This is a genomic window from Janthinobacterium sp. SUN137 (assembly GCF_030587265.1).
Classification (GTDB): Bacteria; Pseudomonadota; Gammaproteobacteria; order Burkholderiales; family Burkholderiaceae_D; genus Janthinobacterium; species Janthinobacterium kumbetense.
Map to the genome: position 1 here is coordinate 524,968 of NZ_JAPWHZ010000005.1, position 25,164 is coordinate 550,131.

22 protein-coding genes are annotated in these 25,164 nt (G+C 63.2%); 8 read left to right on the plus strand and 14 right to left on the minus strand.

Annotation, left to right across the window (positions count from 1 at the left end; all coding sequences use genetic code 11):
* Window positions 1-6: 6 nt before the first annotated feature.
* The 5 genes from O3298_RS26335 to O3298_RS26355 form a co-directional block, all read right to left on the minus strand.
* Window positions 7-1,332 carry an MFS transporter gene (locus O3298_RS26335; protein ID WP_251349758.1) on the minus strand — a complete coding sequence of 442 codons (1,326 nt, stop codon included), beginning with the start codon at window positions 1,330-1,332 and terminating at the stop codon, window positions 7-9.
* 108 nt (window positions 1,333-1,440) lie between these two features.
* Complete coding sequence (locus tag O3298_RS26340; RefSeq protein WP_289917976.1) at window positions 1,441-2,112, minus strand: DUF4286 family protein; 672 nt, start codon at window positions 2,110-2,112, stop codon at window positions 1,441-1,443.
* Between the two features lie 134 nt (window positions 2,113-2,246).
* Complete coding sequence (locus O3298_RS26345; RefSeq protein WP_289899810.1) at window positions 2,247-3,173, minus strand: LysR family transcriptional regulator; 927 nt, start codon at window positions 3,171-3,173, stop codon at window positions 2,247-2,249.
* A gap of 57 nt (window positions 3,174-3,230) precedes the next feature.
* Window positions 3,231-4,466 carry a M20/M25/M40 family metallo-hydrolase gene (locus O3298_RS26350; RefSeq protein WP_305060930.1) on the minus strand — a complete coding sequence of 412 codons (1,236 nt, stop codon included), beginning with the start codon at window positions 4,464-4,466 and terminating at the stop codon, window positions 3,231-3,233.
* Window positions 4,463-5,695, minus strand: a complete 1,233-nt coding sequence (locus tag O3298_RS26355) for a urate hydroxylase PuuD (protein WP_305060931.1) — start codon at window positions 5,693-5,695, stop codon at window positions 4,463-4,465. Before O3298_RS26355 ends, O3298_RS26350 begins: the two co-directional genes overlap by 4 nt.
* Before the next feature lie 131 nt (window positions 5,696-5,826).
* Between O3298_RS26355 and O3298_RS26360 the strand changes: the two genes are divergently transcribed.
* Window positions 5,827-6,765 carry a LysR family transcriptional regulator gene (locus O3298_RS26360; protein WP_034754583.1) on the plus strand — a complete coding sequence of 313 codons (939 nt, stop codon included), beginning with the start codon at window positions 5,827-5,829 and terminating at the stop codon, window positions 6,763-6,765.
* Window positions 6,766-6,838: 73 nt separating this feature from the next.
* Entirely contained in the window at window positions 6,839-8,593 is a 1,755-nt protein-coding gene (locus tag O3298_RS26365) for an allantoate amidohydrolase (RefSeq protein WP_305060932.1), read from the plus strand.
* 2 nt (window positions 8,594-8,595) lie between these two features.
* On the opposite strand, the gene O3298_RS26370 is transcribed toward O3298_RS26365, so the two are convergent.
* From O3298_RS26370 to O3298_RS26400, 7 genes are all read right to left on the minus strand, one after another.
* A complete protein-coding gene (locus O3298_RS26370; RefSeq protein WP_305060933.1) occupies window positions 8,596-9,831 on the minus strand; it encodes a Zn-dependent hydrolase in 1,236 nt (411 codons plus the stop codon).
* A 10-nt stretch (window positions 9,832-9,841) separates the two neighbouring features.
* Window positions 9,842-11,233, minus strand: coding sequence for a dihydropyrimidinase (gene hydA, locus O3298_RS26375; RefSeq protein WP_305060934.1), 1,392 nt, complete (start codon window positions 11,231-11,233; stop codon window positions 9,842-9,844).
* Window positions 11,234-11,250: 17 nt separating this feature from the next.
* On the minus strand, window positions 11,251-12,735 hold the full coding sequence (locus tag O3298_RS26380) for an NCS1 family nucleobase:cation symporter-1 (protein ID WP_305054288.1): 1,485 nt from the start codon (window positions 12,733-12,735) through the stop codon (window positions 11,251-11,253).
* A 122-nt stretch (window positions 12,736-12,857) separates the two neighbouring features.
* A complete protein-coding gene (preA, locus tag O3298_RS26385) occupies window positions 12,858-14,138 on the minus strand; it encodes an NAD-dependent dihydropyrimidine dehydrogenase subunit PreA (protein ID WP_305060935.1) in 1,281 nt (426 codons plus the stop codon).
* Window positions 14,138-15,505, minus strand: coding sequence for an NAD(P)-dependent oxidoreductase (locus O3298_RS26390; RefSeq protein ID WP_305060936.1), 1,368 nt, complete (start codon window positions 15,503-15,505; stop codon window positions 14,138-14,140). The genes preA and O3298_RS26390 overlap by 1 nt, the downstream gene beginning before the upstream one ends.
* A 47-nt stretch (window positions 15,506-15,552) precedes the next feature.
* Window positions 15,553-17,055 (minus strand): CoA-acylating methylmalonate-semialdehyde dehydrogenase, encoded by a 1,503-nt coding sequence (locus O3298_RS26395; protein WP_305060937.1) that lies wholly within the window; start codon window positions 17,053-17,055, stop codon window positions 15,553-15,555.
* A gap of 8 nt (window positions 17,056-17,063) precedes the next feature.
* Window positions 17,064-18,380 carry an aspartate aminotransferase family protein gene (locus tag O3298_RS26400; protein ID WP_305060938.1) on the minus strand — a complete coding sequence of 439 codons (1,317 nt, stop codon included), beginning with the start codon at window positions 18,378-18,380 and terminating at the stop codon, window positions 17,064-17,066.
* 199 nt (window positions 18,381-18,579) lie between these two features.
* Between O3298_RS26400 and O3298_RS26405 the strand changes: the two genes are divergently transcribed.
* The 6 genes from O3298_RS26405 (at window position 18,580) to O3298_RS26430 (ending at window position 23,501) form a co-directional block, all read left to right on the plus strand.
* The gene (locus O3298_RS26405) at window positions 18,580-20,037 is read left to right on the plus strand and encodes a PLP-dependent aminotransferase family protein (RefSeq protein WP_305060939.1); all 1,458 of its coding nucleotides are present in this window, start codon (window positions 18,580-18,582) and stop codon (window positions 20,035-20,037) included.
* A gap of 10 nt (window positions 20,038-20,047) precedes the next feature.
* Window positions 20,048-20,725: a TetR/AcrR family transcriptional regulator gene (locus O3298_RS26410; RefSeq protein ID WP_305060940.1), complete on the plus strand. Its 678-nt coding sequence runs from the start codon at window positions 20,048-20,050 to the stop codon at window positions 20,723-20,725.
* Between the two features lie 91 nt (window positions 20,726-20,816).
* Window positions 20,817-21,332 (plus strand): hypothetical protein, encoded by a 516-nt coding sequence (locus tag O3298_RS26415; protein ID WP_099665363.1) that lies wholly within the window; start codon window positions 20,817-20,819, stop codon window positions 21,330-21,332.
* Between the two features lie 141 nt (window positions 21,333-21,473).
* The gene (locus O3298_RS26420; protein ID WP_289906405.1) at window positions 21,474-21,743 is read left to right on the plus strand and encodes a hypothetical protein; all 270 of its coding nucleotides are present in this window, start codon (window positions 21,474-21,476) and stop codon (window positions 21,741-21,743) included.
* Between the two features lie 160 nt (window positions 21,744-21,903).
* Window positions 21,904-22,326, plus strand: a complete 423-nt coding sequence (locus tag O3298_RS26425) for a VOC family protein (RefSeq protein WP_099665365.1) — start codon at window positions 21,904-21,906, stop codon at window positions 22,324-22,326.
* An 11-nt stretch (window positions 22,327-22,337) separates the two neighbouring features.
* On the plus strand, window positions 22,338-23,501 hold the full coding sequence (locus tag O3298_RS26430; RefSeq protein ID WP_305060941.1) for a dipeptidase: 1,164 nt from the start codon (window positions 22,338-22,340) through the stop codon (window positions 23,499-23,501).
* A gap of 1 nt (window position 23,502) precedes the next feature.
* On the opposite strand, the gene O3298_RS26435 is transcribed toward O3298_RS26430, so the two are convergent.
* Entirely contained in the window at window positions 23,503-24,714 is a 1,212-nt protein-coding gene (locus O3298_RS26435) for a nucleoside deaminase (RefSeq protein ID WP_289917944.1), read from the minus strand.
* A gap of 10 nt (window positions 24,715-24,724) precedes the next feature.
* Entirely contained in the window at window positions 24,725-25,144 is a 420-nt protein-coding gene (locus O3298_RS26440) for a cytidine deaminase (RefSeq protein ID WP_369811633.1), read from the minus strand.
* Between the last annotated feature and the right edge of the window lie 20 nt (window positions 25,145-25,164).

The following is a 25,164-nucleotide window of genomic DNA, read 5'->3' on the forward strand; positions in this document are numbered from 1 at the left end:
TTTTCCTTATTCTTCGAGGGGACCGCGGCCCGTTTCTCTGGCTGCGAAGACGGCGGCACCGGTGATCAGCAGGGCCGCCGCCACATACAGCGAGACGGCCATGGTGCTGTTGTACGAGCGGTACAGGCTGGCGATGACGAGCGGTGCAAAGCCGCCGCCGATGACGCCGGCCAGGGTATAGGCCAGCGAGGAACCCGCGTAGCGCACCTTGGTGGGGAATTGCTCGATAACGAAAGCCGCTTGCGGGCCGTACATGATGGCGTGGATGACCAGGCCTACGACGACGGCCGTGACGATGGCGGCCGGGCTGGCCGTGTCGAGCAAGGTGAAGAAGGCAAACGCCCACACGAGGCCCAGCACGGCGCCCAGTGCATATACGGGTCGGCGGCCGATCTTGTCCGACAGCGCGCCAAATACGGGCACCGACAGCGCATTGCAGGCCGTGCCGATCATGATGGCGGTCAGCGCCAGGGTCGATGACAGGTGCAGCACCGTCGTCACGTACGTCAGGGTGAACACCACCACCAGCGCATACAGCACGTCCGAGCCGATGCGCACGCCGCCGGCGATCAGCAAACGGCGCCAGTAGAGGCGCAGCACGTCGCCGATCGGCGCTTCCGCCTTCGCATCCTTCTGGTCAAGTTCCTTGAACAGCGGCGTTTCCTCGATGCCGCTGCGTATCCACATGCCGAAGGCCACCAGCAGCAGGCTGGCGATGAACGGCATGCGCCAGCCCCAGTCCATGAACGCTTCATGCGGCAGCAAATAGGTGATCAAACCGATGCAGCCAGTGGCCAGCAAGGTGCCGAACGACGGTCCCACCTGCGTCCACGAAGCGTTGCGGCCCCGCTTGTCCGCTGCTCCGTGTTCGACGGAGATCAGCACGGCGCCTGCCCATTCGCCACCCAGCGCGATGCCCTGCACGAAGCGCAGCGCCACCAGCAGGACCGGGCTCCAGATGCCAGCCGTCGCATACGTGGGCAAGAGGCCCATCAAGCCCGTCGTCACGCCCATCAGCATCAGGGTCACCACCAGTACCCAGCGGCGTCCCAGCTTGTCGCCCAGGTGGCCGAAGATCACGCCGCCGATGGGACGCGAGATATAGCCGACGGCGTAGGTGGAAAAGGCCAGGATGGTGCCCGTCAGCGGATCGAAAGAAGGGAAAAACAGGTGGTTGAAGATCAACGCCGCCATGGTGTTGTAGACGGTGAAGTCATACCATTCCAGGGTCGTGCCGACCATGCTGGCCGTGGCCAGGCGTCCCGTTTTTGGCTTGTCGCCCGGTGCCTGGGCCGCCGGATGCGCAGCGTTTGCCGTTGTATATGTGGTCATTGCCTACCTCTCTCGTCAGTTTTATTGCAGGTCCGGTGCAGGATGCTTTGCCCTGCGCCGTGGCCCGTGTCTCGTGTTATCAGTGCCGGCAAGATACGCGCGGCCGTGTCAGGCCCCGTGCAGGTCGGCCTCGCGCAACTGCCAGGACAACTGCAGGATGGCAGCCTGTTCGCCGTCGAGGCCCAGCGCCGCGCTGGCGGCATCGGCGGCCGCCACAGCAGCGCTTTCCGACGATGCGTCGATCAGGAAGATCGGGTCGAGCACGCGGCCCTCCTTCTGCTCCGCCGGCAGAGGGCCGGACAGCTTGGCGTCGGGCGTCAGCAAGCGCGTGGCAATGACGCCGTCGATCTGCAGCAATGTCGCCCCCAGCGCGGCCATGGCGGCCACGGCTTGCGCATCCTGGCCGATCGCCGGCGCGCCCAGACGCAGCACGGCCAGCCAGGCGCCCGTACCCATGCCCGTTTCCGCCTCGATGGCGCAGACGCGGCGCATCGGGTCCACCATGCGCTGCAGATTCGTCACCGACCATGGCGTCTGCTGGCCGAAAGCCTTGAAGTAGTCCGGCGTCTGGAAGGCGTCGAGCGAGACGGTGCGGTACAGGCCCAGATATTTGCGGGAACCGCGCACGCTCTGGTAGCGCGTGCCGCTGACGAAGCCGGGAATGCGCACGCGCTCTTCCACGTGTTCGCGGTCGTACCAGCGGTTGAAATCGCGTTCGTGTTCCGGGTCTGCGCTGGTCCAGACAAACAGGATGCCTGGCAAGGTAGGTGACGTCGTCATGATGGTTCCGTTCTGCGTTATGGGTGGTATGCCAGCCCAGAATAGGTGGCACGCCATCACTTGGCAAACGGGTTATTCTGAACGCGACTGATAAGTTTTTCTTATGGGTCGCGGTGACAACTGCAATTTAATTCTCACGTCCGCGCACCGGCGCCATACTCTTCGCCCAGCCCCAGAGTGAACCTGGCCGCCTCCTCGCATGCCAGCATGGCCACCAATTGAATCGCTTCCGTGGTGAGGTCTTCGCTGTAACTGATGACGATGCGCTGCGGCGCCAGGCTGCTGGTACAGGGAATCAGGGCGATGTGGCCCTGCTCGATTTCCTCGCGCAGCGGCGCCAGCGGCAGCACTGCGATACCGAAACCCGCTTTGACCAGCCGCACGATGGCGGAAATCGAACTGACGCAATGCACCCTGCCCAGCTGCACGCCCTCGTCCTGGCACAGCGCTTTTAATGCGGAATGGGGCTGCGAGCCCCGGTTCATGGTGATGATCGGATGCTGCGCCAGTTGCGCCACCGTGAACGGCTTGCCCGTGTCGGGCCAGTCGGCGGCCCTGCCCGCCCAGCCCATGGCGATGGCGCCGCTGCCCGTGCTGCGGAGATGGTCGCCCGTCAGCATGTCCGTCTGCAGCGCGATATCGAGCTCGCCCTGCTGCAGCTGCTCGTGCAGGCGGCGCGTCGATTCCGACGTCAGTTGAATCTCGATGCCCGGATAGCGCTCCTGCACCCGCTGCAGGAACGGGATCAGCCAGGTATGCACGATGGTTTCGATGACGCCGATGCGCACTTCGCCCGTAATCAGCGCGGGCGAGGAATTGGCCGCATACATGTCGCGACACAGTTCCAGCATGCGTTCGGCGTACACGAGCAGGTTGCGTCCGGCAAAGGTCAGGCGGATTTCACGCGCGTCGCGGTCGAACAGCCGCGTGCCGAAATCCTGCTCCAGCGAGGCGATGCGGTTCGAGATGGCCGCCTGCGTGATGTGCAGCTTGTCGGCCGCCGTGCGGAAGCTGCCCAGCCGCGCAGCCCAGACAAACGCTTCGAGAAAACGGGTATTCAATGGGGCTCTTCTTCACAGTTTGAATGTCCGCCCCATTGTAAGCCAAAGCGCCCCGCCCTATTTCTTGCCCAGGAAATCGAGCAAAGTCAGGGCGACGATCTTGCTGGCCTTGCGTAAATCGTCGAGCGCCAGGCGCTCGTCGGCCTTCTTCGCATTCGATTCGGGCACCGTGCGCGGACCGGCGCCATACAGCACGGCGGGGATGCCCCGCTCGCCATACAGACGCGCATCCGCATATAGGGGCGTGCCGACGGCGGGAATCGTTTCGCCGAGGATGGCTTGCGCATTCTTTTGCAGGCTGCCCACCAGTTGCTCGGAACCGGGCAAGGGGCGCAGCGCGTGCGAGAGCAGCAGACGGCGGATCTCGAGGCGGATGCCGGGCTCGCCCCGCACGGCGTCCTCGATCAGCGCGCGCACCTGCGCTTCCACCGCCACCGGGTCTTCTTCGGGAATCATGCGGCGGTCCATCTTCATGACGACCTTGCCCGGCACCACATTGGTATTCGTGCCGCCGTCGATGCGCCCCACCAGCATGGTGGGCGAATCGATGCCCGCCACTTTGGATCTGACCTTTTTCAGCTCCGGCAACTGGCCGTAGATGGCGTTGAGTATCTTGTTGGCCGCCTGCAGCGCGTCGTGTCCCGTCTCCGGCATGGAGCCGTGGCCCGACTTGCCGTGTACGGTGATTTCCAGCTGCAGGCAGGCGTTATGGGCCGTGACGATGCCGTAGCTGAAACCGGCGGCGATGACAAAATCGGGTTTCGTCAGCTGCTGCTCCAGCAGCCAGCCCGGTCCCAGCAAGCCGCCGAATTCCTCGTCGTACGTGAAGTGCAGCTCAAGCTGGCCCTTCAAGGGAATGCCCAGCGCTTCGAGCGCGCGCGCGGCAAACACATAGGTGGCGAAATCGCCCTTCGACACGGCCGTCGCGCGGCCGTAGATATAGCCGTCGTCGATCTGGCCGCCATACGGCGGATACGTCCAGTTGTCGCCAGGCGGCACCACGTCGCCATGCGCATTCAGGGCCACCGTCGGACCGCCCGCGGCATACGGCCGGCGCACGATCAGGTTGGTGATGCTTTGCATGCCGTACGCTTCCACCTGCTCCGCTGGCACCGCGTGCTTTTCCGCCTGCCAGCCATACGCCTGCAGCAGCTGTGCCACCAGTTCCGCATGGGGCGCGTTATTGCCGGGCGGCGTATCCGTCGGCTGCTGCACCACCTTCTGCAAAAAGGCGACTTCCTCGTCAAAATGGCTGTCGATCCAGGCCATAATCTGTTCTACGTGCGTTGTCATTTTGCTCCTTGCATGGTCTGTTGCAGCCAGGCGCCCAGCTCACTGCGCTCGGCGTCCGTCATATTGGTCAGGTTCCCGATCGGCATGGCCTTCAGTTCGATGGCCTGCTTGTAGATCTGCGCCGCATGCTGGCGGATTTCGACTTCATTATCCAGCATCATGCCGGCCGGCGCCGTAGCGAAGCCCGGTTGCGTGGGCTGGGCCGAATGGCAGGTGGCGCAGCGCTGGGCGATGATGGCATACACGGCCTTGAACTGCGCGGCCGGGTCCACCGCCGGCGCGGCCGCCACAGCTACGGGCGCCTTGGGCGCGATGGCCACGGCGACGGCCACCAGCAAAGCCACGCCGAGGGCCGGATAGCGCCACTCGACCCGGCCCTTGTGACGCAGGTTGAAGAAGTGACGGATGAAAACGCCGGCCGCCATGATCAGCGCCAGCACCAACCAGGCGTGATCGTTGCGGTAGGTCATCGCGTAGTGGTTGCTGATCATGATGAACAGCACGGGCAACGTAAAATAATTGTTATGCACGCTGCGCTGCTTGGCTTTCAGGCCGTGTTTGGGGTCGGGTAGCTTGCCGGCGGCCATGGCTTCGACCATCTTGCGCTGGCCGGGAATGATCAGCATCAGCACATTGGCCACCATGATGGTGCCGATCATGGCGCCCACGTGGATGTAGGCGGCGCGCCCGCTGAGCAAGTGCGTGAGCACATATGCGGCGCCGACGATCAGGGCAAACACCGTCACGCCGAACCACAGCTCGTATTGCGCCAGCTTTGATCGGCACAGCAGGTCGTACACGGTCCAGCCGATGACGAGGGTGGCGATGCCGATGCCGATCGCCTGGCCGCTGCTGATGTCGGCCACGGATTTGTCGATCATCATGGCCTGGGCATTGAAGTAGTAGGCAATCGTCAGCAGCGCAAAGCCGGATAGCCAGGTGGAATACGCTTCCCACTTGAACCAGTGCAGTTCCTTCGGCAGTTCCGCGGGCGCCACCAGGTATTTTTGGGGGTTATAGAAGCCGCCGCCGTGCACGGCCCACAATTCTCCCGACACGCCTTTCTTCGCCAGCTCCGAGCCGGGCGCGGGCGGGCGGATCGAGTTGTCGAGCCAGACGAAATAAAAGGAAGCGCCGATCCAGGCGATGCCCGTGATGACGTGCAGCCAGCGGACGATCAGGTTCAGCCACTCCAGGCCGTACGGAATCAGGTAGGCAAATACTTCCATAAATTTCCTCTAGTCAGACCGAACCAATATTCGTGCCAATCTACACAAGATAAACGGATTTACCGCCCATCACATGAAAAATATCGTATATTTGACATATTCAAATCGATATACAACAGAGCCGCCGCCACATGTCCAGCCTGCCGCAACACCTCGACCTGCACTTGATCCGCATCCTCTACCTGCTGCTGGTGGAAAAGAATGTCTCGCGCGTGGCGCTGAAACTCAATCAGCCGCAACCTTCGATTTCCGCCTCCCTGCGCAAGCTGCGCGAACTGACGGGCGACCCGCTGCTCGTGCGCGGCGCGCGCGGCATGGTGCCGACCCAGCATGGCGAAAGTCTGCTCAATCCGGCCAAGCGCATCCTCGACCAGACTGAGAGCCTGTTCGTCAAGAAGACGCCATTCGTGGCGCAGGAAGAAGCGCGCACCTTCCATATCGCCGCGCCCGACTACCTGGACAGCCAGTTCCTGCCCAACGTGGTGGCCCTGCTGCGCCGCGGCTCGCCGAAAAGCCGCGTCGTGCTGCACAGCCTGGGGCCCGGCATCGACCATATCCGCCAACTGTCCGATGGGGGCCTGGACCTGGTCATCGCCAACTGGGACGAGCCGCCCGCGCATCTGCACATCTCGAAGCTGTTCGAAGACCCCATCATCTGCGCCATGCATGCGGAAAACGCCTATGCGCGGCGCACGGCCAGCGACGCCATGACCCTCGACGATTATCTGAGCCTGCCCCACGTGGCGCCGTCGCAGATGATGCCCGGCTACCACGGCGTGATCGATTCCTTCCTCGAACGGCAAAACCTGCAGCGCAACGTGGTAGTGGAATCGGCGTATTTCGGCCTGATCCCCTACATGCTGACGCAGACGGACCTGGTGCTGACCACGGGCCGGCAATTCATGCGCTTCTATGAAAAGACGCTGCCGCTGAAAACTTATACCGTACCTCTGAAATTCCCGCCCATGCGTTTTTACCAGCTGTGGCACCAGCGCGTGCACCAGGCGCCCGAACACAAATGGCTGCGCGACCAGGTCAGCGCGGCCGCCAAGGCGCTGGTGCAGCGATAGCCGCTATCAGCACGCGCATATAATGGAGACAGGAACAGGGCGCTATCATCACCGCTTGCATGATCGGAAAACCATGACCACCCTTTCAGACCTGAACGCCGGCAGCACGGCAGACTTTATCGCACGGCTGCACGGCATCTATGAACATTCGCCCTGGATCGCCCAGCGCGCGGCACCCGCCCGGCCATTTGCCAGCCTGACGGCACTCAAGACGGAGCTGCAGCACGTGCTGGCGCAAGCTTCGCCCGAAGAGCAGCTGGGGCTGATACGCGCCCACCCGGAGCTGGCCGGCAAGGCCGCCATCGCAGGGCAATTGACGGCGGAATCGACGCGCGAGCAGGCCAAGTCCGGCCTGAACCTGTGCAGCCCCGACGAATTCGCCACCCTGCAGCACCTGAACGACGACTACAACGCCAAGTTCGGCTTTCCCTTCATCCTGGCCGTCAAGGGCCCGACGGGCGAAGGCTTGACGCGCCAGGACATCATCGCCACGTTTGCGCGGCGCCTGAAGAACCGGCGCGCCGATGAACTGGCCGAATCGCTGCGGCAGATCAAGCGCATCGCCGAGCTGCGCCTGAACGACCTGTTCGACGTGCGCCTGGACTTCGGCCCGGCAATCATGCAGCAGGCGGAAACCCTGGCCGGCTGGAGCGACAGCGATTACAACCTGACCTGCGCTTACCTGACGCCGGCGCACCAGAAAACGGCAGCACAGCTGGCCGACTGGATGCGGGACGCGGGCATGCAGGTGCACATCGACGCCGTCGGCAACGTGGTCGGGCGCTATCTGTCCGATGCACCCGGCGCAAAAACCCTGATGACGGGATCGCATTACGACACGGTGCGCAACGGCGGCAAGTACGATGGCCGCTTGGGCATCGTGCTGCCGATCGCCGTCGTGCGCCACCTGCACGAACAGGGCGAAAAGCTGCCGTTTCACTTCGAGATTGTCGGCTTCGCCGAGGAAGAAGGCGTGCGCTTCAAGAGCACGTTTTTGGGCAGCACGGCCGTCACGGGAAAGTTCGACGTATCGCTGCTGGAACAGCTTGATACGGATGGCGTGAGCATGCGCGACGCGCTGGCCGCCGCCGGCCGCGAGGTAAGCGCCATCGGCGCCCTCGCGCGTGATCCAGCCGACTTGCTCGGCTATGTGGAAGTGCATATCGAGCAGGGTCCCGTGCTGCTGGAACGCGACCTGCCGCTGGGGATCGTCACGGCGATCGCTGGCAGCTCGCGCTACCTGGTCAATCTTGGCGGCGTGGCCAGCCACGCAGGCACCACGCCCATGACCATGCGCAAGGATGCAGCCAGTGCTGCGGCCGAAATCATCCTGCTGGTGGAACGGCGCTGCAATCAGGGCGAGGCGCTGGTGGGCACCGTGGGGCAGCTGCACGTGCCGAACGGCTCCGTCAACGTGATCGCCGGCGCCTGCACCCTGTCGCTCGACATCCGCGCGGCCAACGACGCGGTACGCCAGGCGGCCGTCGACGATATTCTCGATGGCATCGCCGCCATCTGTGCACGGCGCCAGATCGACTACCAGCTGGAATTGCTGCTGTCGGCGCGTGCCGCACCGTGTGCGCCATGGCTGATGGCGCAGCTAGCGCAAGCCGTGGAATCGGTTGGCGTCGAACCATACGCGCTGCTGTCGGGCGCCGGCCACGACGCCATGGCCATGGCTGCCATCACCGACGTGGCCATGCTATTTACCCGTTGCGGCAATGGCGGCATCAGCCACAACCCGCTGGAAACCATGACGGCCGATGACGCCGACATCGCGGCGCGCGCCCTGCTGGCGTTTTTGCGCAGCTTCCAGCCCAAGCCGTAAGACTACACGGCCACGGCCCGCTCCAGCATCGCGTGCAGCAGCACGTTGCAGCCCGCTTCCAGGTGCTCGGGCTTGGCGTCCTCGATTTCATTGTGGCTGATGCCGTCCTTGCACGGCACGAAGATCATGCCGGCCGGCGCCAGCCTGGCCGCATAGATGGCGTCGTGGCCGGCGCCGGACACCACGTCCATCATCGAGTAGCCCAGCTTTTCAGTCGCGTTGCGCACGGCGCCCACGCAGTCGGGATGGAACGGGCATGGAGGGTAATAGGAAACCCGCTCAAGAGATATATCCAGTCCAGTACCTGTGCGCGTGGCGTCGATAAAGGCCGTGATTTCGCCATGCATGGTGTTGAGGAGTTCATCATTCACGTTACGCAGGTCGATGCTGAATTTGACTTCGCCGGGAATCACGTTACGGCTGTTGGGGAAGACCTGCACCATGCCCACCGTGCCGCGCCCGTACGGCGGGTAGCGGTTGGCGATGGCCACCACTTCCTGCATGATGGTGGTGGACACCTGCAGCGCGTCCTTGCGCAAGCCCATGGGCGTGGGGCCCGCATGCGCCTCCATGCCCGTCACCACGCAGTCGTACCACGACAGCCCCATCACGGCCGGCACCACGCCGATCACCTTGTCCGCGTCTTCCAGCACGGGACCCTGCTCTATGTGCGTCTCGAAGTAGGCGCCGATGGGATGATCGCCCGGCACCTGGACGCCACGATAGCCGATGCGCGCCAGCTCCTCGCCCACCGTTTTGCCTTCCGTATCCTTGGCCGCATACGCGGTTTCGAGCGAAAAAGCGCCGCAGAACACGCCCGAGCCCATCATCACGGGCACGAAGCGCGAGCCTTCCTCGTTGGTCCAGAAGGCCACTTCGATGGGAGCCTGCGTCTTGATCTGTAAATCATTCAGGGTGCGCACCACTTCCAGGCCGGCCAGCACGCCGTAATTGCCGTCGAACTTGCCGCCCGTGGGCTGCGTGTCGATGTGGCTGCCCGTCATCACGGGCGGCAAACTATTGTCCGTGCCGTCGCGGCGCATGAAGACATTGCCTATCTGGTCGATGGTGATGCTCATACCGGCTTCCTTGCCCCAGCCTACCACCAGGTCGCGCCCCTGCTTGTCCAGGTCCGTCAGGGCCAGGCGCTTGACGCCACCCTTCGCTGTCGCGCCGATTTGCGCCAGTTCCATCAGGGCCGCCCACAGCCGTTCGCCATTGATACGCAATGCATCCATCGTCAACTCCTTATGCGGTGGTGGCGGAAAACGCGGGCCGCTCAACATAGCGCCCGGCCCCTTCCACCGCCATCAGTTCACCCTTGTGGAAGACCACCTTGCCGGCGGCAATCGTGGTGCTGGGGATGCCGCGCACGGTACGTCCTTCGAAGACATTGAAGCCTCCCTTGGCGAACTGCGTGGCGGCGGAAATGGTGCGCGTGCCATGCGGATCCCACAGCACGATGTCGGCATCGCTGCCAGTGGCGATGATGCCCTTGCGCGGATACATATTGAAGATCTGCGCCGCATTGGTGGACGAGACCTTGACGAATTCGGACGGCGTCAGCATGCCGGAATTGACGCCGGCATCCCATACGACGGCCATGCGCTCCTCGACGCCGCCGCAGCCGTTCGGGATGCGCGTGAAGTCGTTCTTGCCGGCCGCCTTCTGCTCGGCGCAGAAGGTGCAGTGGTCGGTGGCAGTCGTGTGCAGGTTACCGCTTTGCAAGCCGTGCCACAGGGCCGCCTGATGCTGCCTGCCGCGAAACGGCGGGCTCATGACGTGGCCGGCGACGAAATCGAAATCGTCGCTCTGGTAGACGCCGTCGTCGATCACCAGGTGCCCGGCCAGCGCTTCGCCATACACACGCTGGCCATTCGCGCGCGCCCGCGTGATGGCGTCCAGCGACTCGGCGCACGACACGTGCACGATGTACACGGGGGTATTCAAGACATTGGCGATGGCGATAGCGCGGTTGGCCGCCTCCGCTTCCACGGCCGGAGGGCGCGACAGCGGATGCGCCTGCGGCCCCGTGATGCCCTTCTTGAGCAAGGCTTGCTGCAACTGGAAAACCAGTTCGCCGTTTTCCGCATGCACGGTGGGCAGTGCTCCCAGTTCAAGCGAACGTGTAAAACTTTTCACCAGGGTTTCATCGTCGGCCATGATGGCGTTTTTATACGCCATGAAATGCTTGAAGCTGTTCACGCCATGTTCGCGCACCAGCACTCCCATCTCTTCATGTACCTGCTCGCTCCACCAGGTGATCGCCACGTGGAAGGTGTAGTCGCCGGCCGCCTTGGCCGACCACTCGCGCCACTGGTGATACGCCTCGATCAGCGACTGCTTCGGTGCGGGGATGACGAAATCCATGATGGTGGTGGTGCCGCCCGCCAGCCCCGCCGCCGTACCCGTGAAAAAATCGTCGGATGTCACGGTGCCCATGAAGGGCAGATTCATGTGCGTGTGGGTGTCTATTCCGCCCGGCATCACATACAGGCCGCCCGCATCGATCACCGTGGTGCCGACCGGCACCGGCAGATTCTCGCCGACGGCGGCAATCGTGTCGCCCTCGATCAGCACATCCGCGCGGAAGGCGCGGTCGGCGTTGACGACAGTACCGCCACGTATCAGTGTAGTCATCTTGTCTCCTTGAGTGATTACGACTGCGGCGCCTGCTGCACTCTCTCCGCCGCCTTGCCCTTCATCATGGCGCCGTAAACGACGGCGGCGATGGCCACGCCCACGAACCAGGCGTAGGTGTAGATGGTCTTAAAACCTTCGGCCACGCCGGGAAACGCCGTGGGGAAGGCCGCGTTCAAAAAGCCCGGGATGTTCGGCAACACGGCAATGACAAAGGCGATCAGCGCCGCCATGTTCCAGCCATTGCCATACGAGTAGACGCCGTCGTCGCGGTACAGCTGTTTGACGTCGAGCTGCGTCTTGCGTACAAAGTAATAGTCGACGATGAGGATGCCGGCGATGGGGCCCAGCAGGGCCGAATAGCCGATCAGCCAGGTGAAGATATAGCCCTGCGTCGATTCGAGCACTTTCCACGGCATCATGACGATGGCGATGAAGGCCGTGATGTAGCCGCCCATCTTGTACGAAATCTGTTTCGGGGCCAGCGAAGAAAAATCATAGGCGGGGCCCACCAGATTGGCCGCCAGGTTGACGCTGACCGTGTCGATCAAAAGGATGATCAGAGCGATCAGCACGGCGGCGCCCGTCATGCGGCTGGCCAGGTCGACGGGATCCCAGATGGCCTTGCCGTACATGACGACGGAGCCTGCCGTGACGATCACGGCCAGCATGGCCAGCAATCCCATCGGCACGGGCAGGCCGATCGACTGGCCTATCACCTGGTCGCGCTGCGTCTTGGCGAAGCGCGTGAAGTCGGGAATGTTCAAGGCCAGGGTGGCCCAGAAGCCCACCATGGCCGTCAACGATGGCCAGAAGACGCTCCAGAACTGGCCCGCCTTTTTGCCGCCGGGGATGAATTGCGATGGCTGATCCAGCAGGCTGGCTACGCCGCCGGCCTTGCTGTGCACCCAGTACAGCAGCACGAAGCAGATGAGGATTTTCAAGGGCGCCGTGTAGGTTTCCAGCTTGCGGATCGACTCCATGCCATGCAGGATGTAATAGAACTGGATGGCCCAGAAAGCCAGAAAGCACAGCAACTGGCTGCCATTGATGCCCAGGCCCGCAATCTTCTCGCCGCCCAGCTCATGGCCCGCCAGCACGCCCATCAGGGTGTAGATCATCTGCCCGCCGAACCAGGTCTGGATGCCGTACCAGCCGCAGGCGACGACGGCGCGCATCAGGGCCGGAAGACGCGCGCCCATGGTGCCGAACGAGGCGCGCGCCAGCACGGCATACGGGATGCCGTACTTGGTACCCGCATGGCCGATCAGCAGCATGGGCAAGAGCACGATGGCGTTGGCGAGAAAAACCGTGAGCACGGCCTGGTAACCGGACATGCCACTGTCGATCAGGCTGGCCGACAGGGTGTAGGCGGGAATGCACATCACCATGCCGACCCACAGCGCGGCGAAGTGATACCAGCGCCAGGTGCGCTGTGCCGCCGTGGTGGGCGCCAGGTCTTCATTCCAGAGTTGCGTGTTGCCTGAATAGTCGTGGTTCACAGGTATGCTCCATCGGTTGGGAGAGGATCGGTTTTATAGAAACGGCTCGACTTTTAAGTCAACCTAGCTTACCGCAAAGCCCGGTCGCTGTTTACAAATAAAACGCACGCAAAAAACGTGCCCTACGCCGTTTCCGCCAACGCCCGTGGATTCCTGGGATCCTGCGTCCAGTTCATGTATGGCTTGCCCGTGACCTGCGGCACCATCGTGATGCAGCCCTGCACCGGGCAGGTGATTTCGCACAGGTTGCAGCCCACGCATTCCTCCTTGATCACCTCATACGTGCGCGTGCCGGCAGCGTCGATCAGCTGCGCAATCGACTGGTGCGAGGTGTCTTCGCAAGCCACGTAGCACTTGCCGCATTTGATGCAGTCGTCCTGATTGATCTGCGCGATGACCTGGTAATTCATGTCCAGGTATTTCCAGTCCGTCGTATTGGCCACGGCCTTGCCGGAAAAGTCGCTGATGCGCTCATATCCCTTCTCGTCCATCCAGCGCGACAAGCCATCCTTCATCTCTTCGACGATGCGGAAACCATGCAGCATGGCTGCCGTGCACACCTGCACGCAGCCGGCGCCCAGGGCGAGGAATTCGGCCGCATCGCGCCAGTTACCGATGCCTCCTATACCGGAAATGGGCAAGCCGCGCGTCTGCGGATCGCGGGCGATTTCCGCCACCATGTTCAGGGCGATCGGTTTGACGGCAGACCCGCAATAGCCGCCGTGCGTGCTGGCGCCGCCGACAATCGGCAAGGCCACCATGCGGTCCAGGTCCAGCGAGGTGATGGAATTGATGGTGTTGATCAGCGAGACGGCGTCCGCGCCGCCCGCCTTGGCCGCGCGCGCCGGCATGCGCACGTCCGTGATATTCGGCGTGAGCTTGACGATGACCGGAAGACGGCTGTGCTTCTTGCACCAGGCGGTCACCATCTGCACGTACTCGGGCACCTGGCCCACGGCCGCGCCCATGCCCCGCTCCGGCATGCCGTGCGGGCAGCCGAAATTAAGCTCGATACCGTCCGCGCCTGTCGCCTCCACCTTGGGCAGGATGTCGGCCCAGTAGTGCTCTTCGCACGGCAGCATCAGGGAGACGATCATGGCGCGGTCGGGCCAGTCCTTTTTCACCTGCGTGATTTCGCGCAGGTTGATCTCCAGCGAGCGGTCGGTAATGAGTTCGATGTTATTGAAGCCGACCACTTCGCGGTTCTTGCCGTACAGAGCGGAATAGCGCGACGAGACGTTGACGGCGGCAGGGTCTTCACCGAGCGTTTTCCACACGACGCCGCCCCATCCCGCTTCGAAGGCGCGCACCACGTTGTAGGCCTTGTCGGTCGGCGGCGCGGACGCCAGCCAGAAGGGATTCGGCGCCTTGATGCCGCAAAATTCGATGCTGAGATCAGCCATTATGCAGCCTCCACTTTATTGAATAAATCGGAATGGATGGCCAGTGCGGCCAGCTTGCCATGCTGGACGGCCTGCACCGTCAAGTCCTGCCCCGGCGCCACGCAGTCGCCGCCCGCGTAGATCCCCGGCAGCACCGTGCGAAAACCTGCGTCGACGGCGATCTTGTCGCCTTCGCGTTGCAACAGCGCCGCCATCGGGTCATCCAGCACGTCGGTGTCGAGGCTCTGGCCGATGGCCTTGAAGATGGCGTCGGCCGCCACGTCGAACGTTTCGCCCGTACCAGTCAAACGCGTGCCCTGCATGCGGGTTTTCTCGAAGCGCATGCCGGCCACATGGCCGCCAGCGTCAAGCAGCACCTGCTGCGGCTGGGCCCACGTCAGCATGCGCACCAGGTTCGCCTTGGCGATCTCCTGCTCATGGTGGGTAGCCGTCATGGCGTCGAAGCCACGCCGGTACACGAGGGTGACTTCCTCTGCGCCCAACCTTTGAATCTGCACGGCCATGTCGATGGCCGTATTGCCGGCGCCAATCACAATCGCGCGTTTCGGCACGGGCAACGCAGCCAGGTCGTCGGCCTGACGCAGCGCGCTGATGTAATCGACGGCGGCCAGCAACCCAGGAGCGTCCTCGCCCGTCAAGCCCAGCTTGCGGCTGGCGCCCAGGCCCAGGCCCAGGAAGACGGCGTCGTATTGCGCGTGCAAGTCACGCAGCTGCAGGTTCTCGCCCAGCACCTGGCGACATCGGATCTCGATGCCGCCTATCTGCAGCAGGAAGTCGATTTCCTTTTGCGCGAAGTCGTCCGTCAGCTTGTACTTGGCAATGCCGTATTCATTCAGGCCGCCCGCCTTTCCTTCCTTTTCAAACACCACCACGTCGTGGCCCAGCATGGCCAGGCGGTGCGCGCACGACAGGCCGCTGGGGCCCGCACCGACGATGGCAATCGTCTTGCCCGTGGCGGCCGCGCGCCGGAACGGGTGCTGCGCAAAATGCATGTGGTCGACGGCGTAGCGCTGCAGCAGGCCGATCTTCACGGGCTGGCCTTCCGCGTCGTGGTTGCGCACGCATACGTCTTCGCACAGGATTTCCGTCGGGCAAACACGGGCGCAGCTGCCACCCAGGATGTTCTGCTTCAGGATGCCGGCGGCGGCACCGTTGATGTTCTTGTCGTGGATATTGCGGATGAAACTGGCCACGTCGATTTCCGACGGACAGATACGGCTGCACGGCGCGTCGTAGCAGTACAGGCACCGGGCGCTTTCGATGGCGGCCTGGCGCGCGCTCAAAGGAGGCGCCAGGTCCGTGAAATGGCCCGCCAGTTCCTCGTTGGGCAGGATGGGATGCGGCAAATAGCTCAGGGACTCGATCATCGCGTTTTCCTTCTTTGATCCTGCGGTGGATTTTCAGTGTGAAACCGTCACTTCATCTGGGGAAAAGCAAATTCCACACCAGCGCTTGCCGTATTCGGCCAGCGCTGCATCACGGCCTTGTGACGCGTGTAGAAACGTACGCCTTCGGGACCATAGGCGTGGTGGTCGCCGAACATGCTGCGCTTCCAGCCGCCAAAGCTGTTGAAGGCCATCGGCACGGGCAAGGGGATGTTGACGCCCACCATGCCAACCTGGATCTGTCGCACGAATTCGCGCGCCACGCCGCCGTCGCGCGTGTAGATGGCCACGCCGTTGCCATATTCGTTGGCGTTGATCAGCTCCACCGCATGCACCACGTCAGGACAGCGCAGCACGCACAGCACGGGACCGAAAATCTCTTCCTTGTAGATGCTCATGTCGCGCGTGACGTGGTCAAATAAAGTGCCACCCACAAAAAATCCGTTCTCGCGGCCCGGCACCACATGGTTGCGGCCATCGACGACCAGGGTCGCGCCCTGCTCCACGCCCGAGGCGATCAGTTTTTCGATACGCTGCTTGGCGGCCAGCGACACGACGGGTCCCATTTCCGCACCATCGGCCATGCCGTCGCGCACTTTCAGTGCGGCCGTGCGCGTTGCCAGTGCATCGATCAATTTGTCGCCCGCGTCGCCCACGGCCACCACCACCGAGATGGCCATGCAGCGCTCGCCCGCCGAACCATATGCAGCGCCGATCAGCGCATCGACCGTCATGTCCATGTCCGCATCGGGCATCACCACCATGTGGTTTTTCGCGCCACCCAGCGCCTGCACGCGCTTGCCGCTGACACTGCCGCGCGCATAGATGTATTCGGCGATCGGCGTGGAACCGACAAAGCTGATCGCCTGCACGACAGGATGATCGAGCAAGGCGTCGACCGTCACCTTGTCGCCCTGTACCACGTTGAAGACGCCGTCGGGCAAGCCCGCCTCTTTCAACAGTTTGGCGTGCAGCAGGGACGCCGACGGATCGCGCTCTGACGGTTTCAAGACGAAGGTATTGCCGCAGGCGATGGCGACGGGGAACATCCACATCGGCACCATCACGGGGAAATTGAATGGCGTGATGCCGGCCACCACGCCCAGCGCCTGGCGCATCGACCAGGCGTCGATGCCGCGCGAAATCTGGTCCGTGAATTCGCCCTTTAACAATTGCGGGATGCCGACGGCAAATTCCACCATCTCGATGCCGCGCGCCACCTCACCCTGCGCATCCGCGAAAGTCTTGCCGTGCTCGCGCGTGAGCATGGCGGCAAAGTCGTCCGTGTGCTGCTGGCACAACTGCAGGTAGCGGAACAGCACGCGCGCACGCGTCAAGGGCGGCGTTGCGGACCAGGAAGGAAAGGCGGCGGCGGCGGCCTGCACGGCCGCATCCACGTCTTCCACGGTGCCCAGCGCCACCCGGGCCACGGGTACGCCCAGGGCAGGGTTGTACACGTCGCCATAGCGGCCACTATTCGTGTCGACTTTGGCGCCGTTGATGAAGTGGGTGATGGTGTCGAGATCGTTCATGGTGTTCCTTAGTCGAGATTTTTGAGTACCTTGGCCAGCTTGCCAAACAGCTCGTCGACATGCTGTTTTTCCAGCACCAGCGGCGGCGACAGGGCGATGATGTCGCCCGTCGTGCGTATCAGCACGCCGTCGGCGAAGGCCTGCTTGAAGGCGTTGAAGGCGCGCGCACCGGGTTTGCCGACGATGGGATCGAGCTCGATGCCAGCGATAAGGCCAATGCTGCGCAGGTCGATCACGTGCGGCAATCCTTTCAAGGAATGCACGGCGTCGCTCCAATACGCCTGCATCGCTTTAGCATGGCCGAGAATGTCCTGCTCCTCGAACACTTGCAGGGTCGCCAGCGAGGCGGCGCAAGCCAACGGGTGACCGGAATACGTGTAACCGTGGAACAGTTCGATGCCGGCCGGCGCATCCATGAAGGCGTCGTGGATGTATTTTTTGCTGAAGACGGCGCCCATCGGCACCATGCCGTTGGTCAGGCCCTTGGCCGTCGTCATCAGGTCCGGCTCGACGTCGAAATAATCAGCCGCGAACGGCGTCGTCATGCGGCCAAAGCCCGTGATGACTTCATCGAAGATGAGCAGAATGCCATGCTTGGTGCACAGCTCGCGCAAGCGTTTCAGATAGCCTTTCGGCGGAATCAGCACGCCCGTGGAGCCGGACACCGGTTCGACGATGACGGCGGCAATCGTCGAGGCGTCGTGCAGGGCGACGATGCGTTCCAGTTCGTCGGCCAGGTGGGTGCCGTATTCAGGCTCGCCCACCGTATAGGCGTTCTTGTCCAGGTTATGCGTATGCGGCAAATGGTCCACGCCCGGCAGCAGGGGGCCGAAGGTCTTGCGGTTGCCGCCGATACCGCCCACGGAAATGCCGCCGAAGCCCACGCCGTGATAACCGCGTTCACGGCCGATCAAACGCGTGCGGCTGCCCTCGCCGCGCGCCCGGTGATACGCGAGCGCGATCTTCAGGGCCGTGTCGACGGCTTCGGAACCGGAATTGGTATAGAAGACATGGCCGAACTTGTGGCCCGTGTAGTCCATCAGTTTTTCGGCCAGGTCGAAGGCGGCCGGATGGCCCATCTGGAAGGTGGGCGCAAAATCGAGCTGGCCCACCATCTCGCGGATGGCGCCGACGATTTTCGGCTGCGCATGGCCGCATGGCACGCACCACAGGCCGGCCGTACCATCGAGGATGCTGTTGCCATCGACGTCCTTGTAGTACATGCCTTCGGCCGACACGAGCAAGCGCGGATTGGCCTTGAAATCACGGTTGTTGGTAAACGGCATCCAGAATGCCGACATCGATTCCGGCCTTGTTTCGTTCATGACCTTCTCCTTGGGATGGACTGGCGCGGGGCCAGGATCGTTTTTGACGAAGCGTAAAATAATTTACCAGTTGGCAAAAAGCTGATGTAATAATAGACAGGCCATCCCCAATGGCACAGATACACAAACGGCAAAGTATCCCAACCGTACAGGTCGAAAAACCACTACAGTTTTGTGCAAGGCAGCATAAGGAGCCACCGTGAAGCACAGCGACAGCGCAGACGATGCCCCCGAACAGACCAGCGGCTGGCCCGTGCTGGACATCGACCGCCAGAAAAAGGGCGGCCTCGTCGAGCAGATCGTCATCGCCATCAGCGTCATGGTGGGCAGCCGCACCCTGCGCATCGGCACGCGCATGCCGTCCGTGCGCCAGTTCGCCCGCTGCAATGGCGTGTCGACGTTTACCGTCGTCGAATCGTATGACCGCCTGGTCAACCTGGGCTTGCTGTCGTCGCGCCGCGGCTCCGGCTATTTCGTCGCACGCCACGATATCGCCGCCTCGCCGCAGACGGCCGTACACGCGAGTCCCACCGCCATCGACGCCCTCACGCCGGATCTGTATTCCGGCGTGTCCGACGCCCTGCCCGTGGGCGCGGGCTGGCTGCCACCCGAAATGTATGGCGAAGCGACCGTGCTCGACGCCGTGCGCCAGGCCATGCGCATTCCCGCCAGCCGGCTGCGCGGCTATGGCCATCCGCTGGGCTTTCCCTCGCTGCGCCAGCACCTGGCGACAAGCCTGTCGGAAGAGCTGTTCCAGGTGGAGCCGGACCAGGTCTTGCTGACGCATGGCGCCACGCACGCTTTTGACCTGGTCCTGCGCAGCCTGACCAAGCCGGGCGACACGGTGCTGGTGGAAGACCCAGGCTACAGCAATCTGCAGTCGCTGATCCGCCACCACGGCTGTATCCCCGTGGGCATTGCGCGTGGCGAGGCGGGCCTGGACCTCGATGCGCTGGCCAGCGAGGCTGCGCGCACGCAGCCCAAGTTGATGTTCGTCAACACGGTGCTGCAAAATCCGCTCGGCACCTCGCTCAGCCAGGCGCAGGCTCACCGTTTGCTGGCACTGGCCGAACAATTCGATTTCTGGCTGGTGGAAGACGATATCTACCGCGAACTGGCGGCGCGCGGCGAAGCATCGCTGGCGGCGATGGATGGCTTGCGCCGCGTGATCCGCGTGGGCAGCTTTTCCAAGACGCTGTCGCCCGTGCTGCGCGTGGGATCGATTTGCGCCTCGCCATCGCTGGTGGCCGAACTGGTACGCGTAAAAATGCTGGCGGGACTGACGACGTCGGAAATCAACGAGCGCGCCGTCTACCACGCCATCTCCGCGCGGCCCTACAAACGCATGGTGGAAAGGCTGGTGGCGCAGCTCGATGCGGCCCGCGAGCGCAGCATCGATTACCTGGCGCAGGCGGGCATGGCGCCCGTGGCGCGTCCGCGCGGCGGCATGTTCGTCAGCGCCGGCTGGCCCGATGTGCAAACGCCGGAATGGAATGGCAAGATCATCGCCGACATGGCCTTGAAGGCCGGCATCCTGCTGTCGCCAAACGAATTTTTCATGCTGCGCGCGCCCGAAACGGTGTGGTTCCGCTTCAACGTGGCCTACACCGATACCCCCGTGCTGCAAGCCTTCCTGCAATCGATCCGCCCACGCTAAAGAATCCGCCATGGCCAGCGACAAATCCCCTGCCCTTTCCGTGAAAAATGCCGGCGGCCGGCGCCTGCAAAACCGCGACCGCCTGGAAGCGGACATCCTGGAACAAGCCGTGCGCGTGTTCGCGGAAAGCGGCTATGAGGGCGCGTCGATCGCCGCCATCGCCGAACGGGCCGGCCTGTCGAAGCAAAACCTGATGTATTACTTCCCGTCCAAGCAGTTGCTGTACCAACGCGTGCTAGACGACGTGCTCGACGACTGGCTGGCGCGCATGGAATCGCTGGCCAATGAATACGACGAGCCGCGCGACGTGCTGCGCGCGTACATCGGCGCCAAACTGCGTTTTTCGCGCGAACAGCCGTGGGCTTCGCGCGTATATGCACTGGAAGTGATCAATGGCGCACCCCTGTACGGCGCGCAGATACGCGACCGGGTCGTGCCCCTGCTGCGCAAGGATATCGCCGTCTTCGAAGCCTGGATCGCCGCCGGCAGGATCGCGCCCGTCAACGCCACGCACCTGATGTTCGCCATCTGGGCCATGACGCAATCGTATGCGGATTTTTCAGCGCAGATGGCACTGGTGCTGGAGCGCAAGCAACTCACGCGCAAGGATTACGAGGATGCCGAAATCCTGCTCACGCACATGGTGCAGGCGGCCATCGCCCTGCCCGGAGCAGTGCCCGGCACGTGATGAAATTTCCATTGAACAATCTGACAGTGATAGCATGGCGCGCTGAAGCGTTTGCAATGGCGACGCAATATCGACAGGATAAGGAACAGGCATGAAACAATGGTCATCGGCGCGCACCGCGTCATTGCTGGGCAAAGCTGCCTGCGCGACGCTGCTGGCAGTGGCGGGCGCGGCACAGGCGCAGACAGTCGGCATGATAGATAACCAACCGCTGAGCGAAACCTGGCTCAACGCGGGCTTTTATTCGTATCATTTCCAGCGCGACAAGAACCTGAACGACAGCAATCCGGGCCTGGGTGCCGAGTACCGCTTTTCCACCGTCGCCTCGGTCACGGCCGGCCGCTTCTACAATAGCGACCGCGCCTATTCGAACTACCTGGGCGTGTACTACCAGCCCATCAAGGTGGGCCCGCTGCGCGTCGGCGCCGTCGTTGGCGGCTTCAGCGGCTATCCAAAGATGCGCGATGGTGGCTGGTTCCCGGCCCTGGTGCCCACCATCAGCTATGAATACCAGCGCGTGGGCGTGAATATCGCCATCGTGCCATCCTACAAGGACCGCCTGTATGGCGCCCTCAGTTTCCAGCTGAAACTCAAGGTGTTTGAATAACCGTTTGTCCCGGCCTGTCGCCGTTCGGTCCGCCATTCCTGCCATTCGTCGCATACGCGATGTCTGGCAGCGGGGTTTTGCCTATAGTGGATTCATCGCCAGCTTGCATACGCAGCGGCACCCACACGACAGGAGAACGGCATGAAAGACCTCAATTCGGCACCGGGCAGCACTTCCTTCAGCGCTTTCTGGAACGAGCTGTGCGCTTACACGCGCCAAGGCATGGCCGCCCTGCGCGCCATGTCCTGGCCCATGCTGCTGGCATGCTGCCTGGGCCTGGCGTTCGTGATCACCATCTTGCCGCTGGCCATCATGCTGTTTGCCCTCGTCATGCTGCTGAGATGGGCAAGCAACAGCGATGACATGGACGCGGACACGAAGGCAGCGAACTCTTCGCAGTCGCCGCAATAAAAATTTGCGTAGTAGCAAGAGTGCAATGATTATTCTATGGCACTATGGATGGGCGCGGCACTGACGGGCATCAAACCCCTCCCGATGGATGGTATTGAGACGGAACGCTACGCAAGATTAACAATCGAAGCTACTCCCCCACAGCCATAGGAGTTTTCTGATGACCTCGACTGCAAAAGCCACAACCGGCACGACCATTCCCTGCCTGCGCTACCGCGACGCGCCCGCCGCCATCGAATGGCTGTGCAAGGCGCTCGGCTTTGAAAAACAATTGATTGTGCCTGACGGAAACGGCGGCGTCGCCCATGCGCAACTGAGCTTTGGCAATGGCATGGTCATGGTGGCGCCGGCCATCGACAGCGACTATGGCCGCCTGATGAAACTACCCGGCGACGTCGGTGGCGCGAACACGCAAAACTGCTACCTGGTCGTCAGCGATGCCGATGCCGTCTACCGCAGCGCGCGCGAAGCGGGCGCCGAAATCGTGCTCGACATCAAGGATGAAGACTACGGCGGACGGGGCTTTACCTGCCGCGACCCGGAAGGCCATATCTGGAGCCTGGGCACCTACGATCCATGGTAAGACGGAGAACAATGATTATCAGTACCCTCGCCGCCGCCAGCCTTGCGCTGATCGGCGGTTTCCTGTCCGCTCCCGTCCTCGTCGACGAGCACCTCAACCGCGTCCATCCTCCATCCGGCAAGGCGCCGTCGGCAGCCACTGTGGCCCTGCACCAGAGCCTGTGGATCGCCGACCTGCATGCGGACAGCCTGCTGTGGCAACGCAACCTGAACCGCGACAGCCAGCGCGGCCATGTCGACTTCCCCCGCCTGCAGCGGGCCAACGTGGCGCTGCAAGCCTTTTCCGTCGTCACCAAGACGCCGCGCAAGATGAATATCGAGCGCAATGGCAGCGACACGGACAACATCACGGCCCTGGTGGTGGCGCAAGGCTTGCCGCCTGCCACCTGGAACAGCCTGCTGGCGCGCGCCACCTATCAGGCCGACGAGCTGCGCCAGCAGGCGGCCAAGAGCCAGGGCAAGGTCCGGGTCATCGGCAGCCGCGCCCAGCTGCGCAGCTTCATCGCCGCGCGCGAGCAAGATCCCACCCTGCTGGCCGGCTGGCTGACGCTGGAAGGCGCGCATGCGCTCGAAGGCAAGCTGGCCAACCTCGATACCCTGTACCGGGCCGGCTACCGCATGGCCGCGCCCACGCACTTCTTCGATACGGAACTGTCCGGCTCCCAGCATGGATTGAAGAAAGGCGGCTTGACGCCGCTGGGCAAGCAATGGCTGCGCGCCATGGAGCAGCGCAAGATGATCGTCGACCTGGCGCACGCCTCGCCGGCCACCATCGACGACGTGTTAACCTTGGCAAAACGCCCCGTAATGGTGTCGCACACGGGCGTGCGCGGCACTTGCGCCAACGGACGCAACCTGAGCGACGCACAACTGAAACGCATCGCCGCCCAGGGTGGCCTGGTGGGCATCGGTTTCTGGAATACGGCCGTCTGCGGCAAGGACGTGGCGTCCATCGCGCGCGCCATCAAGTACACGGTAAAACTGATCGGTGCCGAACACGTGGCCTATGGTTCGGACTTCGACGGCGCCGTCACCACGGCCATCGACGCGACGGGCTTGCCGCGCCTGACGCAGGCCTTGCTCGACGCAGGCTTGTCGGAAGCGCAGATCCGCCGCGTGGCGGGTGAAAACGTGCGCGACTTTTTACTGAAAAACCTGCCGGACGATGACGCCTAGGCTAGCCTAGCGCCTGGACCAGGGCCTGGTCCAGCACCTGGCGCGGCCGGATGCGTATCAGCTTGCGATACAGCGGCGGCATCGACTCGCACAGCGCCAGCAGCGCGTCTTCCCCCATGGCGGGTCGTACGTACTGGAATTGCGCCGGATTATTCTCCGGCAGCGCCCCCTCCATGGTGGAGCCGTAGGCGCCCAGGGTCATGAAACTGGCGGCGCTGTCGTCTGGGCCGATGGCCAGCACGAAGGTACCGTGCTTGGGGTGGCCCAGGTAGCTTTTGAATTCTTCCTGCAGCGCCGGCGCCGCATTCGCCATCAATTCAAAGCGCAGCTGCGCGTACTGCCGCGTGCATTCCATGAACGGCGTGCGGATGGCCGATTGCGCCACGTTTCCCGGCATGCACAGCAGCAGGTTGCCGAAGGAATCGAGCAAGGCGGCCGCGTCGCCCTGGCCGCCATCGCGCACATCCTGCTCCATGGCCGCCTGCAGGAATGGCGCCAGGCCCGCATCGGGCGCGTGCGGGTCGCAACGGTAAGTCAGGGCATCGGGATAGCGGCGGCGCAGGGCGCGCACCACGGCATGCTCGGATGGCAAGGTGGCGGGATCGCGCAAGTACACGTCGTCGCCGGCGTTCAGCAGCTGCATCACCTGCGCCGATGTCGACTCGAACACGAGCGAGCACAGTGCCTGCGTCGCCTCGTGGATGCTCTTGCCGATGAAAAAAGATTTGGGCGTGGCGCCGGCAGGCAGGCGCGCATACTCGGTGGCGCCGCGCACGGCCGGATAGCAAAAGCTGCGGCCGGCCTGCGCCTGCAACAGCGCCGGCAAGGCCGTAAACGTGGCGCTACCATCGTAATTGATGCCGGCCTTGACATCGGGTGCGGCCACCACCACGTTGAAACCGGCCGCCAGAATCGCTCCCGTGCACATGCAGCAGGGGTCGAGCGAGGTGACGATGGTGAGCTCTCCCGGCGGCGGCAAGGGCGTGCCCTTGGCCCGTTCGGCAAAATACCAGTCCACCAGCTGGCGCTCGCCATGCGCCGTGGGGTCGAACACCAGGCCCTGGCGCACGACGTTGTTGTGCATCGATTGCAGCACGTTGCCTGCGCCATCGAGCAGCACGCCGCCCACGCCGAAGGTGCCTTGCGTCTTGGCGGCCATGGCTTCGGCCGCGGCAATCGCCACGGCGGCCTGGATGTCGATCGTCTTGTTCAAGCGGATCCTGTTACTTCATGTCCAGGTCGGAATTGCCGAAGCCATGCGGCAGCAGCCAGCCCGCCGTCACTTCCATGACATCGTTTTTCAGGTTCGTCAGGATCACCGGCAGGTCGACGCCGCCCATCTCGAACATCACCTGACGGCAGGCGCCACATGGCGAAATCGGTTCGGCCGTGTCGCCCGTAACGGCCAGCTTGGCGAAATCGCCCGGTTTGCAGCCATGCGCGATGGCGCTGAAAAATGCCGTGCGCTCGGCGCAGTTGCACAGGCCATAGGCGGCGTTTTCCACGTTACAGCCACGGAAGACGCGGCCATCCTTGCACAGCAGCGCCGCGCCTACCTTGAAACGCGAGTATGGCGCGTAGGCCAGTTCACGCCCGGCATTGGCTTCGGCGATCAGTTCTTGGTTGTTCATTTTTTCTGCAATACCCTTGAATTCATAAGACC

What these genes read in the sequence shown, in the direction of transcription:
- O3298_RS26420 (WP_289906405.1), top strand. Translation starts at nt 21,474, where the DNA reads ATGAAAGACCTCAATTCGGCACCGGGCAGCACTTCCTTCAGCGCTTTC.
- preA (WP_305060935.1), bottom strand. Translation starts at nt 14,138, where the DNA reads ATGGCTGATCTCAGCATCGAATTTTGCGGCATCAAGGCGCCGAATCCC.
- O3298_RS26400 (WP_305060938.1), bottom strand. Translation starts at nt 18,380, where the DNA reads ATGAACGAAACAAGGCCGGAATCGATGTCGGCATTCTGGATGCCGTTT.
- O3298_RS26395 (WP_305060937.1), bottom strand. Translation starts at nt 17,055, where the DNA reads ATGAACGATCTCGACACCATCACCCACTTCATCAACGGCGCCAAAGTC.
- O3298_RS26355 (WP_305060931.1), bottom strand. Translation starts at nt 5,695, where the DNA reads ATGGAAGTATTTGCCTACCTGATTCCGTACGGCCTGGAGTGGCTGAAC.
- O3298_RS26370 (WP_305060933.1), bottom strand. Translation starts at nt 9,831, where the DNA reads ATGGATGCATTGCGTATCAATGGCGAACGGCTGTGGGCGGCCCTGATG.
- O3298_RS26360 (WP_034754583.1), top strand. Translation starts at nt 5,827, where the DNA reads ATGTCCAGCCTGCCGCAACACCTCGACCTGCACTTGATCCGCATCCTC.
- O3298_RS26365 (WP_305060932.1), top strand. Translation starts at nt 6,839, where the DNA reads ATGACCACCCTTTCAGACCTGAACGCCGGCAGCACGGCAGACTTTATC.
- O3298_RS26410 (WP_305060940.1), top strand. Translation starts at nt 20,048, where the DNA reads ATGGCCAGCGACAAATCCCCTGCCCTTTCCGTGAAAAATGCCGGCGGC.
- O3298_RS26350 (WP_305060930.1), bottom strand. Translation starts at nt 4,466, where the DNA reads ATGACAACGCACGTAGAACAGATTATGGCCTGGATCGACAGCCATTTT.
- O3298_RS26415 (WP_099665363.1), top strand. Translation starts at nt 20,817, where the DNA reads ATGAAACAATGGTCATCGGCGCGCACCGCGTCATTGCTGGGCAAAGCT.
- O3298_RS26425 (WP_099665365.1), top strand. Translation starts at nt 21,904, where the DNA reads ATGACCTCGACTGCAAAAGCCACAACCGGCACGACCATTCCCTGCCTG.
- O3298_RS26340 (WP_289917976.1), bottom strand. Translation starts at nt 2,112, where the DNA reads ATGACGACGTCACCTACCTTGCCAGGCATCCTGTTTGTCTGGACCAGC.
- O3298_RS26335 (WP_251349758.1), bottom strand. Translation starts at nt 1,332, where the DNA reads ATGACCACATATACAACGGCAAACGCTGCGCATCCGGCGGCCCAGGCA.
- O3298_RS26390 (WP_305060936.1), bottom strand. Translation starts at nt 15,505, where the DNA reads ATGATCGAGTCCCTGAGCTATTTGCCGCATCCCATCCTGCCCAACGAG.
- O3298_RS26430 (WP_305060941.1), top strand. Translation starts at nt 22,338, where the DNA reads ATGATTATCAGTACCCTCGCCGCCGCCAGCCTTGCGCTGATCGGCGGT.
- hydA (WP_305060934.1), bottom strand. Translation starts at nt 11,233, where the DNA reads ATGACTACACTGATACGTGGCGGTACTGTCGTCAACGCCGACCGCGCC.